The organism is Spongiibacter pelagi (assembly GCF_014705705.1).
Classification (GTDB): Bacteria; Pseudomonadota; Gammaproteobacteria; order Pseudomonadales; family Spongiibacteraceae; genus Spongiibacter; species Spongiibacter pelagi.
Genome location: NZ_JACXLD010000008.1, coordinates 61,337 through 78,710 on the forward strand (window position 1 = coordinate 61,337; position 17,374 = coordinate 78,710).

15 protein-coding genes are annotated in these 17,374 nt (G+C 52.6%); 4 read left to right on the forward strand and 11 right to left on the reverse strand.

Annotation, left to right across the window (positions count from 1 at the left end; genetic code table 11):
* Positions 1 to 6 precede the first annotated feature (6 nt).
* From IB286_RS15505 to gyrA, 5 genes are read right to left on the reverse strand one after another with little or no spacing between them, the layout of a single operon-like run.
* Positions 7 to 924, reverse strand: coding sequence for a prephenate dehydrogenase/arogenate dehydrogenase family protein (locus IB286_RS15505; protein WP_317889764.1), 918 nt, complete (start codon positions 922 to 924; stop codon positions 7 to 9).
* Positions 921 to 2,060: a histidinol-phosphate transaminase gene (gene hisC / locus IB286_RS12995; RefSeq protein ID WP_190766247.1), complete on the reverse strand. Its 1,140-nt coding sequence runs from the start codon at positions 2,058 to 2,060 to the stop codon at positions 921 to 923. The genes IB286_RS15505 and hisC overlap by 4 nt, the downstream gene beginning before the upstream one ends.
* Positions 2,061 to 2,087: 27 nt before the next feature.
* The gene (gene pheA / locus IB286_RS13000; protein WP_190766249.1) at positions 2,088 to 3,236 is read right to left on the reverse strand and encodes a prephenate dehydratase; all 1,149 of its coding nucleotides are present in this window, start codon (positions 3,234 to 3,236) and stop codon (positions 2,088 to 2,090) included.
* 21 nt (positions 3,237 to 3,257) lie between these two features.
* Positions 3,258 to 4,337 (reverse strand): 3-phosphoserine/phosphohydroxythreonine transaminase, encoded by a 1,080-nt coding sequence (serC, locus tag IB286_RS13005; RefSeq protein WP_190766251.1) that lies wholly within the window; start codon positions 4,335 to 4,337, stop codon positions 3,258 to 3,260.
* 39 nt (positions 4,338 to 4,376) lie between these two features.
* Entirely contained in the window at positions 4,377 to 7,043 is a 2,667-nt protein-coding gene (gene gyrA / locus IB286_RS13010) for a DNA gyrase subunit A (RefSeq protein ID WP_190766253.1), read from the reverse strand.
* Positions 7,044 to 7,303: 260 nt separating this feature from the next.
* On the opposite strand from gyrA, the gene IB286_RS13015 reads away from it, so the two are divergent.
* The 4 genes from IB286_RS13015 to IB286_RS13030 are packed head-to-tail and all read left to right on the forward strand — an operon-like array spanning position 7,304 to position 10,827.
* The gene (locus IB286_RS13015) at positions 7,304 to 8,620 is read left to right on the forward strand and encodes a TRZ/ATZ family hydrolase (RefSeq protein ID WP_190766255.1); all 1,317 of its coding nucleotides are present in this window, start codon (positions 7,304 to 7,306) and stop codon (positions 8,618 to 8,620) included.
* 24 nt (positions 8,621 to 8,644) lie between these two features.
* Complete coding sequence (gene ubiG, locus IB286_RS13020; RefSeq protein WP_190766257.1) at positions 8,645 to 9,361, forward strand: bifunctional 2-polyprenyl-6-hydroxyphenol methylase/3-demethylubiquinol 3-O-methyltransferase UbiG; 717 nt, start codon at positions 8,645 to 8,647, stop codon at positions 9,359 to 9,361.
* Positions 9,362 to 9,364: 3 nt separating this feature from the next.
* Positions 9,365 to 10,027: an HAD family hydrolase gene (locus tag IB286_RS13025; protein ID WP_190766259.1), complete on the forward strand. Its 663-nt coding sequence runs from the start codon at positions 9,365 to 9,367 to the stop codon at positions 10,025 to 10,027.
* Positions 10,028 to 10,062: 35 nt separating this feature from the next.
* Positions 10,063 to 10,827 carry a YciK family oxidoreductase gene (locus IB286_RS13030; protein WP_190766261.1) on the forward strand — a complete coding sequence of 255 codons (765 nt, stop codon included), beginning with the start codon at positions 10,063 to 10,065 and terminating at the stop codon, positions 10,825 to 10,827.
* Between the two features lie 38 nt (positions 10,828 to 10,865).
* On the opposite strand, the gene IB286_RS13035 is transcribed toward IB286_RS13030, so the two are convergent.
* From IB286_RS13035 to IB286_RS13060, 6 genes are all read right to left on the reverse strand, one after another.
* Positions 10,866 to 11,711, reverse strand: coding sequence for an HDOD domain-containing protein (locus IB286_RS13035; RefSeq protein WP_190766263.1), 846 nt, complete (start codon positions 11,709 to 11,711; stop codon positions 10,866 to 10,868).
* 149 nt (positions 11,712 to 11,860) lie between these two features.
* Positions 11,861 to 12,994 carry a cation:proton antiporter gene (locus IB286_RS13040; protein WP_190766265.1) on the reverse strand — a complete coding sequence of 378 codons (1,134 nt, stop codon included), beginning with the start codon at positions 12,992 to 12,994 and terminating at the stop codon, positions 11,861 to 11,863.
* 47 nt (positions 12,995 to 13,041) lie between these two features.
* Positions 13,042 to 14,238, reverse strand: coding sequence for an ABC transporter permease (locus IB286_RS13045; RefSeq protein ID WP_190766267.1), 1,197 nt, complete (start codon positions 14,236 to 14,238; stop codon positions 13,042 to 13,044).
* 5 nt (positions 14,239 to 14,243) lie between these two features.
* On the reverse strand, positions 14,244 to 15,455 hold the full coding sequence (locus tag IB286_RS13050; RefSeq protein WP_190766269.1) for an ABC transporter permease: 1,212 nt from the start codon (positions 15,453 to 15,455) through the stop codon (positions 14,244 to 14,246).
* Complete coding sequence (locus tag IB286_RS13055; RefSeq protein WP_190766272.1) at positions 15,456 to 16,133, reverse strand: ABC transporter ATP-binding protein; 678 nt, start codon at positions 16,131 to 16,133, stop codon at positions 15,456 to 15,458. It lies immediately after the preceding gene.
* Between the two features lie 2 nt (positions 16,134 to 16,135).
* Positions 16,136 to 17,293, reverse strand: a complete 1,158-nt coding sequence (locus IB286_RS13060) for an efflux RND transporter periplasmic adaptor subunit (RefSeq protein ID WP_223826388.1) — start codon at positions 17,291 to 17,293, stop codon at positions 16,136 to 16,138.
* Between the last annotated feature and the right edge of the window lie 81 nt (positions 17,294 to 17,374).

The window sequence follows — 17,374 nt, forward strand, 5'->3', positions numbered from 1 at the left end:
GTTCTCTTAATCGGAGGATTTAGAAGGTTTAGCGGGCTTCATATACTGCCCGAGGAAATGTTCATCGCGCGCGGTTTTAGCGCGATCGAAAATCGTAAGAATCTGCTCGCCCTGCTCATCGGCAATTGCCGTTCTGACCATCGCCAAATGCTGGCTGAATTTATCGATACCCGCCAGCACCGCCGCTTTATTGGCCAGCACAATATCGTGCCACATTTGCGGATCGCTGGACGCAATACGGGTGAAGTCACGAAAGCCGCCCGCCGCAAAACGAAAAATATCCGCCGCCGCACCCTCAGCCGCCAAGGCATCAACAAGGGTATAAGCCAAAACATGGGGTAAGTGACTGGTTGCCGCCAACACCGCGTCGTGCTGGGCCACGTCCATCTCGACCACTTCGGCACCGGCGCACTGCCACATGGCATTAACCAAGGCGACTGCCTCGGGATTATTTGAGGCGAGCGGCGTCAAAATCACGCGATGATCGACAAATAAATCGGTACGCGCCGCATCCACGCCACTTTGTTCAGAGCCGGCAATAGGATGGCCCAGCACAAAATTTTCCGGCAGGTGACCAAACACCCGCTCAGCCGCTGAGAGAATATTGCCCTTAACACTGGCGACATCGGTGAGCACGGTATCGCCACTGAGCAAGGGCTCTAAATCACGCAATACGGACTCAGCCACCAAGGTTGGCGTACAGATCACCACCACAGTGGCATCTTTAACCGCCTCAGCTAAATCCAATGTCCAGCTATCAATAACACCGAGTTCAAGACCGCGCTCCAAGGAGGGACTACGCCGCCCCCAGCCACAGACATGCTCCACCAGATTATTGGCCTTGAGCGCCCGCGCCAGCGAGCCACCCATCAAACCGAGACCGAGAATGGTCAGCTTGGCAATTTTCTGGCGTTCAGAAATCACGCGCTGCCACCACTGCCGAGTTCAGCCAACACTTCCTTCAAGGCCTGCAAACAACGCTGATTTTCCTGCTCTAAGCCCACCGAAATACGCAGGTGGTTCGGCATTTGATAAACGCCGACCGGGCGAGTAATCACGCCTTTTTTAAGCAGCGCGTTGTAATAACTCATGGCACCGGCAGGATCGTTACCCACCGGCATCTCGACCGCAATAAAATTACCCACCGAGGGAATAAAATCCAAACCCAGTTCGGCAAAGCCTGCCGCCAGTTGTTTGAGTCCGGCTTGATTAGTTTTTAGCGAGCGGCGCAGAAAATCCACGTCGTTGTACGCCGCTTGCGCCGCCGCTAGGGCCGGCAGATTAACATTGAACGGAGCGCGAATACGGTTAAGCAAATCAGCAATTTGGGGATGACTAATTGAATAGCCAATGCGCAATCCCGCCAAGCCATAGGCCTTGGAAAAAGTGCGGGTTACCACCAAATTCGCGAAATCCTGCAACAGGGTGACGCCGTCGGGGTACTCGCCCTCGCCCACATATTCAAAATAGGCTTCGTCCAAAACCACCACCACGGTTTCAGGGACTTTTTTAAGAAAAGCCTCCAGCTCCGCCTTTTTCAGCCAAGTGCCGGTAGGGTTATTGGGGTTGGCGATAAAGACCAAGCGGGTTTTATCGGTAATTGCCGCCGCCATCGCCTCAAGATCGTGGCCCCAGTCCCTTGCCGGAACCACAATGGCTTGCGCCCCCTGCGCCTGAATAGCAATGGGATACACCACAAAACCGTGCTGGGAATATAAACCTGCGCTGTCGGCATCGAGAAACACCCGCGCCAGCAGATCGAGAATATCGTTGGAGCCATTGCCGAGGGTAATTTGTTCGGGTTCGACTTCCAAACTTTCCGCCAAGCAGCGTTTGAGTTCATAGCCACTGGCATCCGGGTAGAGATGCAGCTTATTTCCCACTTGCTGGTAGGCTTTCAACGCCAGTGGCGACACGCCCAAGGGATTTTCATTGCTGGCCAGTTTGACCACATCTTTCAGACCGAGCTCGCGCTCCAGCTCCTCAATGGGCTTACCAGGCTGGTATGGAGACAAGCCCTGAACCCCATCGTTGGCGAGATCGATAAAATCACACTGCATTGGCGATCACTCTTTTATTGCCTATTCCTAGAGGGCGGCCTTGGGATAGGAGCCCAGAATTTTAAACATCACGCACTGCTGTTCGATTTGCTGAAGAATCTCGGCAACTTTGGGATCTTGTTGATGCCCCTCAAATTCCATAAAGAAGACGTAGTTCCAAGGCTCAGTGCGGGAAGGTCGGGTATCAATGCGCGTCAACATCACATTGGCCTGCTCAAAAGGCTCAAGCAGATGAAACAAAGCACCGGGGCGGTTGTGGGCGGAAACCACTATCGAGGTTTTATCGCGACCACTGGCAGCCACATCCTCCCGGCCAATCACCAAGAAGCGCGTGGTATTGTCAGGCTGATCTTCAATATCACTGGCCAGCTTGCTCAAACCGTATTGATTGGCGGCCAAATCACCGGCAATCGCCGCAGTTGCCGGATCTTGCGAAGCCATCCGCGCCGCTTCGCCATTGCTGCTCACCGCAACCCGTTCAATTTTTGGGAAGTTTGCATCCAACCAGCGGCGACTCTGGGCCAGCGCTTGCTGATGGGCGCAGATACGCTTAACGCCTTCGCCACCACCCTGCGCCACCAGTAAATTCAGCCGCACGCGTAACTCCGCTTCGCCACAGATTTTCAGGCGGGAATTCATAAAAGCGTCAAGTGTGTGAGAAACCATACCCTCGGTAGAGTTCTCAACCGGCACCACACCGTAATTGCACTGCCCCGATTCAACCTGAGCAAAAACCGCATCAATCGTCGCCTGCGGAACACTAATCACCGACGCCCCAAAATGTTTCAAGGCGGCGGCCTGCGTGAAAGTTCCCTCCGGGCCGAGATAAGCCACTTCCATCGGCTTTTCCAGCGCCAGACAGGCCGACATGATTTCCCGAAAAATATAGGCGACGGTGTCATCAGCCAAGGGGCCATTATTGGCCTTCTTAACTCGCTCCAGCACCTGCGCTTCGCGTTCGGGACGATAGAACAATAATTGCTGAGCACTACTGCTATCGCTACCCGATTCAAATTTTTGGGCTTGTTCAAACTCGCGCTGTTTCACCACAGCAACCTGCTGGGCGCAGCTGGCACGCTGGTTTAGCAGGCTGTGAATTTGAGTATCGATACTGTCGATCTGCTGACGCAGATCATCCAGCGATACCGAATCAGTCTTAGGCGGTTCTTTGGGCATAAGTGTTCTCTGTCCTCAGACTTAGCCGTTGCGCTGGGCGAAATCCTGCATATAGGCAATCAGCGCGTCTACCGCCTCTTCTGGCACCGCATTGTAGATACTGGCGCGCATACCACCCACAGAACGGTGACCCTTAAGGTTCAGCAAGCCCGCCTCATCGGCACCGGCGAGGAAGGCCTTGTCCAAAGCGTCATCAGCCAGCACAAAAGGCACATTCATCAAGGAGCGACTGGCCACTTCTACAGGGTTGCGATAGAAACCGCTATTGTCGATATAACCGTAGAGTTTCTCTGCCTTGCGACGGTTAATCACTTCCATGGCCTGCAAGCCCCCTTGGCCTTTCAGCCACTTAAATACCAAGCCAGCCAGATACCAGGCCAGAGTTGGCGGCGTGTTGTACATAGAATCATTGTCGGCGGCGGTTTTGTAATCCAGCATGGTCGGCGTAATGCCTTGCGCCTTGCCAAGCAGGTCGCGACGAACGATAACAATGGTCAAACCGGCAGGGCCGATATTTTTCTGGGCACCAGCGTAGATAAGGCCAAATTGGTTTACATCTACAGGGCGCGACAAAATAGTCGAAGACATATCCGCTACCAGCGGCGCTTTTACTTCGGGGGTCCAGAAGAACTCAACACCACCAATGGTTTCATTCGGCGTGTAGTGAACATAGGCTGCATTATCACTGAGCTGCCAGCTATCGAAAGCCGGAATGGTGCTGAAATTGCTCGCTTCAGCGCTGGCCGCCACATTTACGTTAACGTAGCGCTTGGCTTCTTTAATCGCTTTTTTAGACCATTCCCCGGTATTGATGTAGTCCGCCGTTTGATCTGCCGCAGCCAGATTCAATGGAATCGAAGCAAATTGGGTGCTAGCACCGCCCTGTAGAAACAACACCGCGTAGTCATCGGAAATTCCCATCAGCTCACGCAAATCAGCTTCGGCCTGTTCGGCAATGCCGACCATCTCCGGGCTACGGTGGCTCATTTCCATGACCGACAATCCGTGCCCCTGCCAATCCAGCATCTCTTCGCGAGCTTGCTGCAAAACAACTTCGGGAATGGCCGCGGGGCCAGCACAGAAATTAAAACGACGAGACATTCTATAACTCCAATAAAACCAGTCAGTTATGACTATTACTTAATCTAAATCAGTATCTGCTTGCGGCGCTTCATCACCACCAGTAGTCGGGGCCTCTGGCGCGGGAATTTGCCCCTCTTGACCTTCAGGCATCTCACCTTCTGCAATTTCGCCTTCAGCCAATTCGCCCTCGGCAACATCATTTTCAGCAACGCGCTGTACGCCTACCAAGTGCTCTTCATCGCGCAGACGAATCACGCGCACACCCTGAGTGTTTCGGCCAGACTGAGAAACCTCGCTAGTACGGGTACGCACCAAGGTGCCTTGATCGGTAATCAGCATCAGGTCATCGCCTTCGAAAACCTGAACCGCACCTACCAAGCTACCGTTACGCTCGCTCATGGTCATGGCGATTACACCGCGGTTACCTCGACCCTTACAGGGGAAATCTTCAACCGGGGTGCGCTTACCGTAGCCATTTTCAGAGAGCGTCAGCACTTTGCCGCCCTCTTTCGGAATAATCATGGAGATGACTTGCTGGCCTTCATCCATACGCACGCCGCGAACACCGCGCGCGGTACGGCCCATGGCGCGCACATCACCTTCCGCAAAACGGGCAGCTTTGCCGCCGCTGGTCAGCAGCATGACATCGTCGCTACCGTGAGTGATTTCTGTACCGATCAAGACATCGCCTTCATCCAACTCAACGGCGCGCAAACCGACACTGCGTGGACGCGAGAATGCCTCCAACGGGGTTTTCTTAACCGTGCCTTGGGCCGTCGCCATAAAGATGAAGAAGCCTTCGGTATATTCGGAGACCGGCAAAATAGAAGTAATGCGTTCTTCTTCCTCTAGCGGCAGCAGATTAACCATGGGGCGACCACGGGAATTGCGACCGGCAACCGGAATTTGATAGACCTTGAGCCAGTAAACCTTGCCGATATTGCTGAAGCACAGAATGGTGTCGTGGGTATTGGCCACCAATAAGTGCTCGACGAAATCCTCTTCCTTCACTGCCGTTGCCGATTTACCCATACCACCACGGCGCTGGGCCTGATAGGTATCCAGCGGCTGTGATTTGGCATAACCGCCATGGGAGATGGTTACCACCCGATCCTCTTCAGGAATCAGGTCTTCGTGGGTCAGATCAAGCTGAGATGCCACAATCTCGGTACGACGCTCGTCGCCAAAATTGGTGACAACCTCATTCAGCTCTGTGCGAATTACGTCCAGCAACACACTTGGGTTACCCAGAATATTCAGGTACTCGGCAATTTCAGTGAGTTTGACTTGGTATTCTTCCAGCAGTTTTTCGTGCTCAAGCCCGGTCAACTTCTGCAAGCGCAGATCCAAAATGGCTTGTACTTGTGCTGGCGACAGCCAGTATTGGCCATCACGGAAGCCGAAGTTATCTTCCAGATCATCTGGGCGACAAGCATCTTCACCGGCGCGCTCCAGCATGGCGCTAACTTCGCCTACCTGCCAGCCGCGACCAATCAAATTATCCTTGGCTTCTTGAGTAGTGGCCGAGGATTTAATAGTGGCAATAACTTCATCGATATTGGAGATCGCAACCGCCAGACCTTCCAAAACATGACCGCGCTCGCGGGCTTTGCGCAGCAAATAAATGGTACGGCGAGTCACCACTTCACGGCGGTGACGTACAAAGTATTCCAGCAATTGCTTGAGATTGAGAATGCGCGGCTGATTATCCACCAAGGCCACGATATTGATACCGAACACGCTCTGGAGCTGGGTTTGGGCGTAAAGGTTGTTCAACACCACCTCGCCGCTTTCGCCGCGCTTCATTTCAATAACGACGCGCAAACCGTCTTTATCAGACTCGTCACGCAGCTCGGAAATGCCTTCGATCTTCTTTTCTTTAACCAGATCGGCAATTTTCTCGATCAGGCGCGCTTTATTCACCTGATACGGCAGCTCGGTAACGATAATGGTGTCTTTATTGGTCTTTTCATTGCTGATGACTTCGGCGCGGGCGCGAACGTAAATACGTCCACGACCGGTTTTATACGCCTCAACAATACCGGCGCGACCATTGATAATCGCGGCCGTTGGGAAATCGGGGCCCGGAATGTGCTCCATCAGCTCATCAACGGTGATATCGGCATTATCCAGTAGCGCCAAACAGCCATTAATGACTTCGGTTAGGTTGTGAGGCGGAATATTGGTCGCCATACCTACCGCGATACCCGAGGAGCCGTTAATCAGCAGGCCGGGCAGCTTGGTTGGCAAAACGTCGGGAATTTGTTCAGTGCCGTCGTAGTTAGGCACCCAATCAACCGTTTCTTTATCCAGATCCGCCAGCATCTCGTGGGAGATTTTCTGCATACGGATTTCGGTGTAACGCATGGCTGCCGCGTTATCGCCGTCAATAGAACCGAAGTTACCCTGACCATCAACCAGCATGTAACGCAGCGAGAAAGGCTGCGCCATACGAACAATGGTGTCGTACACCGCAGAGTCACCGTGAGGGTGGTATTTACCGATAACGTCACCCACCACACGGGCAGATTTCTTATAGGCCTTGTTCCAGTCATTACCCAGTTCGCTCATCGCGAACAGCACGCGACGGTGAACCGGCTTGAGACCATCCCGCACGTCTGGCAGAGCCCGGCCAACAATAACGCTCATCGCGTAATCCAAATAGGATTGCTTGAGTTCGTCTTCGATATTGACCGCTAGAATTTCTTTTGCGTTATCAGCCATTTACCGCGAGATTCCTTATTCTTTGTCAACTGCGCCCGCCGCTTTAATTACTGACGTAACCAGCACCCCAAAAGCGACGAAATAAAACCGCAATATTAACACATGCAGAGTGCACTAAGACAGCATCATTCGACGTAAAACAAGGGCTTAACTGAGTTAATGCGCCCAGTTAGCACCAGATTTTTACGAAGAATTGGGACAGCTCGCAGCTCGCTCTCTATAATGGCGGCTTCCACCGACAAACAAGATTCAAACGCTGAATGACATCTGCCGATTTATTGATCAACGCCCGCTGGATTTTGCCCGTAACCGAGGGTTTTCCGGTACTGGAAAATCACAGCTTGGCTATTCGAGAAGGGCAAATTGTCGCCATTCTACCCACCGCCGATGCCGGTGCTATTGATGCCAAAGAAACGCTGGACCTTGAAAATCAGCTATTGATGCCCGGCCTGATCAATACCCACGGCCACGCAGCAATGAGCCTGTTCCGTGGCATGGCCGATGACCAACCCCTGCATATTTGGCTTAACGACCATATCTGGCCCGCCGAAGGTCGCTGGGTAAATGAAGAATTTGTCGCTGACGGCATTCAATTAGCGATGGCGGAAATGCTGCGCTCCGGCACCACCTGCTTCAGCGATATGTACTTCTTCCCGGAAACCGCCGCCGAGCAAATTCGCAAAGTCGGCATGCGCGCCCAGCTCAGCTTTCCGATTTTCGACTTCCCCTGCGCTTGGGGTAGCGGCCCTGAAGATTACTTTCAAAAAGGCTTGGCACTACGCGACAGCTACAAGCACAACGAGCTGATTCAAATCGCCTTTGGCCCCCATGCGCCCTATACCGTCAGCGACGAGCCGCTAAGCAAAGTGGCGATGCTAGCCGCCGAGCTAGACGCCAACATCCAGATTCACCTGAATGAAACCGAGCAAGAAATTCAAGACAGCTTGGCCCAGCATCAACTCTCGCCAGTTCAGCGACTGGAAAAACTAGGGGTACTCGGCCCACGAACCCAGTGTGTACACGTTGCTAATCTGAACGACGACGATATCGCCCTGCTCGCCCAGTACAACTGCCACGCTGTCCACTGCCCAGAATCCAATTTAAAATTGGCCAGCGGTTTTAGCCCGGTAGAAAAAATGCGCCGTGCCGGCATCAACGTCGCCCTCGGCACCGATGGCGCCGCCAGTAATAATGACCTAGACCTGTTTGGCGAACTGCGCAGCGCCGCCCTGCTGGGCAAGGCCGTGGCAAAAGACGCCGCCGCCGTTCCCGATTATTACGCCATTGAGATGGCAACCATTAATGGTGCCCGTGCATTAGGAATTGATCACCTCACCGGCAGCCTCGAAATCGGCAAGCAAGCTGACCTGATCGCCCTAGATATGTCTGCGCTGGAGCAGCAACCGCTGTACTCACCGGTATCGCAATTGGTTTACACCAATATGGCGAGCCGAGTTCGCCACAGCTGGGTACGCGGCAAAGCGCTGCTTAAGGATGGCCAGCTCACCACGCTCGACATTAACGAAGTGATTAAACGCGCCCAATACTGGCAGTCCAACATTTCAAACGCCCAATAATTATTGATCTTAATGAGTCACCCTATGTCATCAAGCACATTACCCAATGTAGACCCCGCTGAAATCGCCAAATTTGAAGAGCTTGCACACCGCTGGTGGGACCGGCACAGCGAATTCAAACCCCTGCACGATATCAATCCACTGCGTGTGAATTACATTGATGGCTTTTCACCACTAAACGGTAAAAAAGTGCTGGATGTCGGCTGCGGCGGCGGCATTTTATCCGAGGCCATGGCACAACGCGGCGCCACTGTGAGCGGCATCGATATGGGTGAAGCCCCCCTGTCTGTTGCCCGATTACACCTTTTAGAATCCGGACTGGAAGTGGATTATCAGCAAATCACCGCTGAAGCCCTGAGCGAACAACAGCCCGAGCAATATGATGTAGTCACTTGTTTAGAAATGCTGGAACACGTGCCTGATCCCAGCTCGGTGATTCGCGCCTGCGCCAAACTCTGCAAGCCCGGTGGCGATATTTATTTTTCCACCATCAACCGCAATCCAAAATCCTTCGCCTTCGCCATTGTTGGCGCGGAATATATTTTGCGCATGCTGCCCAGAGGTACCCATGAATTTGCCAAATTCATTCGCCCAGCGGAATTATCTAACTGGATTCGCGACGCTGATTTACAACTGCGCCATATGACCGGCTTGGTCTACAACCCGATTACCAAAAACTATCGCTTAAACGATAACGACGTCGATGTGAACTATATGGTTCATGTTAAAAAGCCGGCGTAAACCATGCTTAAAACCATACTGTTTGATTTGGATGGCACCTTGCTCGACACCGCCGCCGACTTTACCCGCGTGTTAAACGGCATGCTGGCAGAACATAATCTGCCAGCTCGGCAATATTCAGAAGTTCGCACACAAGTCTCCAATGGTGCCCGCGCCGTGGTTGAGCTGGGTTTTGGGATTACGCCCGAGCACCCGGATTTTCAAGCTCGGCTCGAGGCCTTTCTGGATCGCTATGCCGACAATCTCGCGGATGAAACCAGCTTGTTTGAGGGTATGGACACGGTGCTTGCCGAGATTGAACAACGCGGACAGCAATGGGGCATTGTTACCAATAAACCTTCGCGTTTTACACTACCGCTGCTTGAACAGATAGGCTTGGCGGAGCGCTGCGCCGTTGCGATTTGCCCAGATCATGTGACTCATCGCAAACCCCATGCCGAGCCCATTCTATTAGCTTGTAGCCAGCTTAATAGCGCAGTAAGCGAAGGCATTTATATCGGCGATCACCTGCGCGATATCGAATCCGGTCGCAATGCCGGCATGGCCACCATTGCCTGCCGCTACGGTTATATTGCCGAGGATGAAAATATTGAAGATTGGCAGGCCGATCACATTGTCGACTCCGCCCAAGACCTAGGCACCTTACTGACCCGCCTTTCCGCTTAATATTTCTGATTACTGTTTATTCAAAAGGACCTAACGTGGCCCAAACGCTTCCCGCCAACTACGCCCCCTCCTCCGATTGCTTGCAAGATAAAGTCATTCTGGTGACTGGTGCAGGCGATGGCATAGGCCGCGCCGCCGCACTCAGCTTTGCCAAACACGGTGCCACAGTGATTTTGCTTGGTAGAACCACCGACAAGCTGGAAGCGGTTTACGATGAAATTGAAGCCGGCGGACACCCACAACCCGCCATTTACCCCATGCATTTACGCGGGGCAACGGCCCACGATTTTGAAGCACTGGCAGACACCCTAGAGCGCGAGTTTGGCCGATTAGATGGCTTGCTACACAATGCCGCCGTCCTCGGCCAACGCCGCAGCCTGGCACAAACTACGCTAGATAGCTGGGAAGAAGTCATGCAGGTTAATGTCAACGCGCCCTTTATGCTGACGCAGGCGCTGCTGCCTTTGATGGCAAAATCGAACTCCGCCTCCATTATCTTCACCTCGTCCAGCGTTGGCAGAAAAGGCCGGGCATTCTGGGGCGCTTATGCGGTCTCAAAATTTGCCAATGAAGCGATGATGCAGATTCTGGCAGACGAGGAGTTTGAGCTAAACGGAATTCGCTGTAACAGCATTAATCCCGGCGCCACCAATACCACCATGCGCCGCACCGCCTATCCGGGCGAAGACCCCAGCACCAATCCCGATCCTGAGGCGCTAATGCCACTGTATTTGTATTTAATGAGTGCAGAGGGTGCTGACGTGAATGGTCAGCAGTTTGACGCTCAGCCGAAAGGCTGAGCGGAAGGCATTAAGATTACAGGCTACTTGATAGAAAATCAGCCCCGCAGTAATTCCTGCATAGTTTCAACCTGCTCGTAATAAGAGTCGCTCTGCTCACCGGGCTTTACGGGAAGCCCCAAGCGTTCAAACGCTGGCACGGTCGCCCAATCGACTTCAGCCAGCGGATGATTGGTGCCCACATAGCTGTGTAGATTTGCCACCATCACCAAATCAGCGTAATCGGCTTTCTCAGGGCGGCGATCAAAATTCAAATGCTCTTCTGGAATAATCACCAGCTCTGGTGCAAATCCCCAAGACTCTAAAATCTGCCGACCAATAATCGGGGTTAAGTCAATTAAGACCTGATCCAGCGCCTCCGGATGATCACGCAAAAAACCACGACCTACCGCATAATTCAAAATCGGCAAGGCACCAATTTGATGAACCACACCGGCCAGCGTCGCCAGCTCTGGCTTTAAGCCTTTTTGCCCTTTCGCCAGGGTATGGCAGATTGCCGCCACATCGGTGCTATGCACCCAGATCGCCCGCATCCGCTTATTGAGCGCTTCCTTGGTTGAGAGGAAAATTTGCTGCATGGCCATGGTCGTGACCAGCGTAGAAGTATAAGAAAGCCCGATACGACTAATGGCGCCTTTCACATCAGACACCGCTTCCAAGCCACGCAATAAAGAGCTATTACCGACCCGAATCAAGCGGGTCGCAATTGAACCGTCTTGCTCAATAATGGCCGCCAAAGCCGCAACACTGATCTCTGGGTCATTGGCAGCCGCACGGATTTCCAGCGCCACTTCTGGCAAGGTAGGCAGAGTAATAGAATCGTTTTCAATCGCGCTGAACAAGTCTTCTCGAACTTGATCAATAAGTTGGCGAGCTGCAGACACTGGAGGAATCCCCTTTGACACGTTTTAACAAAGGCTAGCAGAAAGCGATTTTGGCACTATCCCTATAAGTACTTATCTTGGGAACTTCTAGGGAACCTCTGATTAATTACTGCGTTTGCAATCTCAGTCGTCGGTGGCACTTGCAATGCTCATTTATTTGCAAGCACCCAGCGGGTTGCCATGGGGCCGATAATTTCAAACAGCACCGTCGCCATCACCGTGACTGAGAAAATAACCTCTGACAACTGGGGAAATTCCTGACCTGCATAAAGGGCCGCAGCCAAGGCGACACCCGCCTGCGGCAAAAGACAAAATCCCAACTCAGCACGCTGTCGGGCCGAAAAATTAAAGCCTCGGGCGAAAAAATACCCGCCCAACACTCGACCGAGTGTTCTAAACACCAGATACATCAGCACCAGTGGCCAAGTGTCGTATAGATGCTCAGGCTTAAAACTCACCCCAACCAGAATCAAAAATACGATCAACACCGGCCACTCGATATGCCGAATTTCGTGAAACGCAATATCGTGGTGCTTGGCCAGCCGCCCCACCACCATGCCCATGGTAATCGCCGCAAGCAAATAGGAGACATCGAGATAGAGCGCCAAACCGGAGCACAGAAACACCATTGCCAAGGCTTCTACCAAGGTCGGTTCGCCCTCCTGAATCCGCCCTGACAAAAACGCCATAGGAATACCCAGTGCCGCACCCAGTGCAATTCCCCCCAGCATTTCTCGCATGCCTTCAAGAATAAAATGGGGTTCATAATTCCCGTTAATAACCAAACTCAGGCCACTTAGTAATAAGCCAAACAGCATCAAGCCCCAAACATCATCGAGGGCGACAATCGCAGTTAATAACCGGGTTAAATGAGTGTCTTTACCCGACTCCTCAATCACATCAGTGGTAGCTAAAGGGTCTGTTGCCAAACTGACTCCGCCCAAAACCAAGGCAATTGGAAGCGCCACACCGAGTAAGCCTAAACCAGCCACCACCACCCCAAAAGTGACAAGAGTGATACCCAAAGCCAACCACAACGATTTCAGTCCATATTGCGCGAGTGTTTCACCATCTAATTTCGCTCCCAAAAGAAAGCCGATCAGGGTCAAGGCGATGGTAGCCACATAATCAAACCAGGCATTGCCCAGTGCCGGCAGCACATCAAAACCCACAGGGCCAACCACCACACCCAATAAAATCAGAATAGTGACCCGCGGCAATTGGGTTTTGCGCCCCACACTTTCCCCGAGCAAGCCCAAGGCCAATAGAGCACCAATTAACAAAAGAGATTGGGCGATGATATTGGGTTCAGTAGCCAGAGTATTTACCTCTATTCAGTGTGCAGCGCAGCGATTGGATTTAAGTGGGCCGCCCTGAGTGCCGGGCCAATGCCCGCCAACAAGCCGACCAACATTGACAAGCCCAATGCCAGAAACAGATAAAAACCATTCAGCGCCAGCGGAATATCTGGCGCAAAGACGTTAACCCCCAGCACGAGAACAACCACCAAAAACAAACCAATTACACCGCCGGATGCGGCAAGCACAATAGCCTCACCCAAAAACAGCAACACAATCTGTTTTGAGTTTGCGCCGAGCGCGCACAGCAGGCCAATTTCACGAGTGCGCTCTTGCAGCGCCGTGGTCATAATGGTGAGCACACCAACACCGCCGACCAGCAGCGAAATACCGCCAAGCGCGGCAACGATCAAAGTCATAATATTGAGGATTTTATCCAAGCTGCCGAGCATATCCTCTTGGGTAAACAGGGTGAAATCTTCCGCGCCGTGACGAGCGATCAAACGCTCTTTCACCAAGGCTGAAATCCGCCTTGAATTGCCCTGCTCGGAAAACACGACATCCACTTCCATCAAGCCATCGCGATTAAATAATTGCTGCGCGCGACTTATGGGAATATAAATCGCATCGTCCAGATCAAAACCCAAAAGCTGGCCCTTGGATTCCATCACGCCAACCACTCTAAAGCGAGAGTGACCGACACGCACTAATTGCCCCAAGGGGTTTTGTAAGCCAAACAACTCTTTTTTGAGACCCGCACCTAGCACAGCTAAAGACCGGGCAGACTCCAATTTATCATCGGGTAAAAAGCTGCCTTTACTGACACCGATTAACCATGCTTCTGCGGCCTGCGGCCCCACCCCAAATACATTGGTATTTCGTGTGTAACGGCCCGCCTCGACTCGGGCGGTGCCAGAAATAACCGGAACCACCGTCTCGACAAAGGGCAACTCACGGAGTGATTTGGCATCATCCAAACTCAAAGGACGCACGGAATTGACCACACCACTGGCACCTAATGTACTCGACTTGCCCGGCGTAACCGCAATAATCCGGGTGCCAAATTGAGAAAAACTTTCCAGCAAATAATGCCGTAAACCCTCTCCCACCGAGGTCAACATCGCCACTGCCATAATGCCAATGGCAATACCGGTAATGGTCAAACTACTGCGCTGTTTGCCACTCGTTACCGAGCGCCAGATCCACTGCACAATATCCAGCCATCTCATCACATTCAGCCTTTCTGCAAGGCCTGAATCGGCGCCAAGGCCGTGGCTTTTTTAACTGGCAGCCATGCGAATACCAAGCCCGCCGCAATAGCGATGCCCACCGCCACCAAAGGCGCCCATAGCGGCGGCCGCAAAGTAAGTCCCGGTAAAATCTGGGTAGCAAGAATTAAGATAATAAGGGCAAGTAGTAAGCCCAGCGCGGCACCAATAAAACTGCTGATAACCGATTCCAACAGAAATATTTTGGCGACCTGCGCGGTGGAAGCCCCAAGCGCTTTTAGTAAGCCAATTTCATCGGTGCGCTGCCCAACACTGATCAAGGCAATATTCATCACCAACACACCCGCCACCAACAAACTGACCGAAGCGATTAAACCTACCCCGAGGGTCATTACACCCAAGACCTGATCAAAACTGCTGAGCATGGCATCCGGGCTGACCACCGTAACGTCCTCTTCGCCCTGATGAAACTGTGTCATTGCGGCCAATATCAGCGCAGTTGAACGCTCTACCGACAAGCCCGGCGCAAGGCGAACCACCAAACGAAACAAACCTTGGGTATTAAAAATACGCTGTGCGGCAGCAACGGGAATCAACACCGCATCACTCAAATCCGTGCCCATGGCATCGCCGCGCCCTGCCAGCACACCAATCACATGGCAGCGATAGTCGGCAATCCGCAGATTTTCACCAATAACCTTGGCGCTAGCACCGAACAATTCATCGCGCAGGGTCTCCCCAATCAAGCACTCTTCTGAACTGTCTCGTATATCGCTGGCAGTAAAGTTTCTACCCTGTGCCAAGCTGAGTTGACGAATATCCAACAAGCTGCCGGTACTACCTAATACCAAGACTTCACGGGCTCGGTCTTGATAGGAAACCTCCGCTGAGCCCACGACCATTGGCGCGACATCCAATACCGCCGGCAAACGCTGTTTTAACAGGTAAGCCTCGTCCAAGGTAATATCCCGCGCGGCAACACCGGTGACCGGCGGCAGGCCGCCCGTGGTTTCATTGCGGCCGGGTAACACCGCGAGAATATCTTTGCCGAGAAAGGAAAACTCATCCATTACATAGCGACGAGCACCATCGCCTAACGCGGTCAAAACCACCACAGCGGCAACACCTAGGCCGATAGCCAACAGCACCATCGCACTGCGAAATCGATAGCGAATTAATGACTGCAGACTAAAAAGCACCAGATCCCAGCTTCGCATTCACTCACCACTGCTGTCGCTGGCAATTCGCCCATCGACCATGGTGATTTTTCGATGGGCGCGGGAGCCGAGTTGAGGATCGTGAGTTACCACCAACAAGGTAATGCCCTCACTATTTAATTCTTCAATAAGATCGATAACTTCAGCGCCGGAGCGGCTATCCAAATTTCCGGTAGGTTCATCGGCAAGCAGAAGTTTTGGCCGTCTTACAATCGCTCTAGCCAAGGCCACTCGCTGGCGCTGACCACCAGATAATTGACGCGGCAGGTGATCGGCGCGATCGGCAATACCCAGTCTGGTCATGGCCTGTTCAGCCAAATGTCGTCGCTCCTTCGGCGGCACGCCGACCAACATCATTGGCAGTTCAATATTTTCTCTCGCGCTTAGGCGTGGGATAAGGTGATAGGCCTGAAAAACAAAACCAATTTTTTCACTGCGCGTTGCTGCGCGTTCGGGCTCAGAAAGCGTCGTCGTGTCTACGGTATCTAGGCAATAGCGTCCAGAGTCGATTTGATCCAGCAAACCAAGCATATTTAGCAAGGTCGATTTACCCGAACCGGAAGGCCCCATGACCGAAATATACTCGCCCTGATTAATATGCAGACTTACCGAATCCAGCGCGTGAACCGACTGATCACCGAGATAAAAGGTTTTGCAGACTTTATCCAGCTCAATCATGCCTAGCGCTGCTCTAGCGAATCTGTTTGTTCGCGCACCGCCGCGCCTTCTTGCAAACCGGGTTCGTCTGGGCTGCGCACAATACGCTCACCTTCTTTTAAACCCGACACAATTTCAGTATAAGTCCAGTTTGAAAGACCTTTGCTAACCGCTCGCCGTTGCAGCCGCTGCTGTTCGTCAACCAGCCAAACGCTGTTATCTGGCAATAGCGCTTCACTAGGTATGCGCAGCACATTTTCATGGCGCGCCTCAATCAACAACAAGTCCGCGCTATAACCGACCAGCAGTGCAATATCTTCAGGCAAGGTTTCAAGCTGAACCTCAACTTCCACGGTGCGCGCTTGTCGCTCAAGATCTAATACATAGGGGGCAATGCGCCGAACCCGCCCCTGTAATTCACGATTGCGAAAGGCGTCTAATGTAATGACTGCGGGCATATCCAGGCGCAAATTACTGGCATCGATTTCATCTATCGGCGCAGACACATACAGGCAGCTGTAATCGATCAAATCCACTGCAGCCGGGGTTGGAATGCCCGGCGGAGAGGGGGTTATATACTCCCCAACTTCGCCGTTTATTTCGGCAACAATTCCAGCAAAGGGAGCGTGTAAACGGCTTCGATCCAAGATCGCCTGCGCCAACTGCAAGCGGGCCTCGGCCACACCTACTTGCCCGCGAGCGGCATCACAAAGCCGCTGCTGTGACTGCGCGGCGGTTTGGGCGGTATCCAAATTTTCGATCGAGGCCAGTTTTTTACTACGCAATGATTCTATGCGCTTCGCCTCGCGCTGCCGTAAGTCAGCCATTAAACAGGCATTTTGAGATTCATTTATTGCGGAGGTCACGAGTTGTTGAGCTTGAACAACTTCCGCTTCGCGATCCTTATTCCACAGCTCTAGCAATAATTGTCCGCTGTCGACTTTATCGCCCTTTTTCACTAATAAGCGATCTACAACACCGCCTATCGGCATGGATAATCTTGAACGTCGACACGCTTTCACTGTACCCGCGCGGGTATTAGATACGGTGGCTTCGACCACGCCCTGCTCAACCGTAACCAACCAAACCGGCACCGGTTCTTTCGGCAGCCAGCGCCACAATACGACGACGCTAATAAGCACAACGGAAAGCAACAGTAACCAACGCTTTTTATGTATCAACAGAATGTCCTCATCTGCAGACTGTTATCGCCCGAATTACATTACTGCCATGCAGCCGTTAATAGCAAATCAAACCGAGCA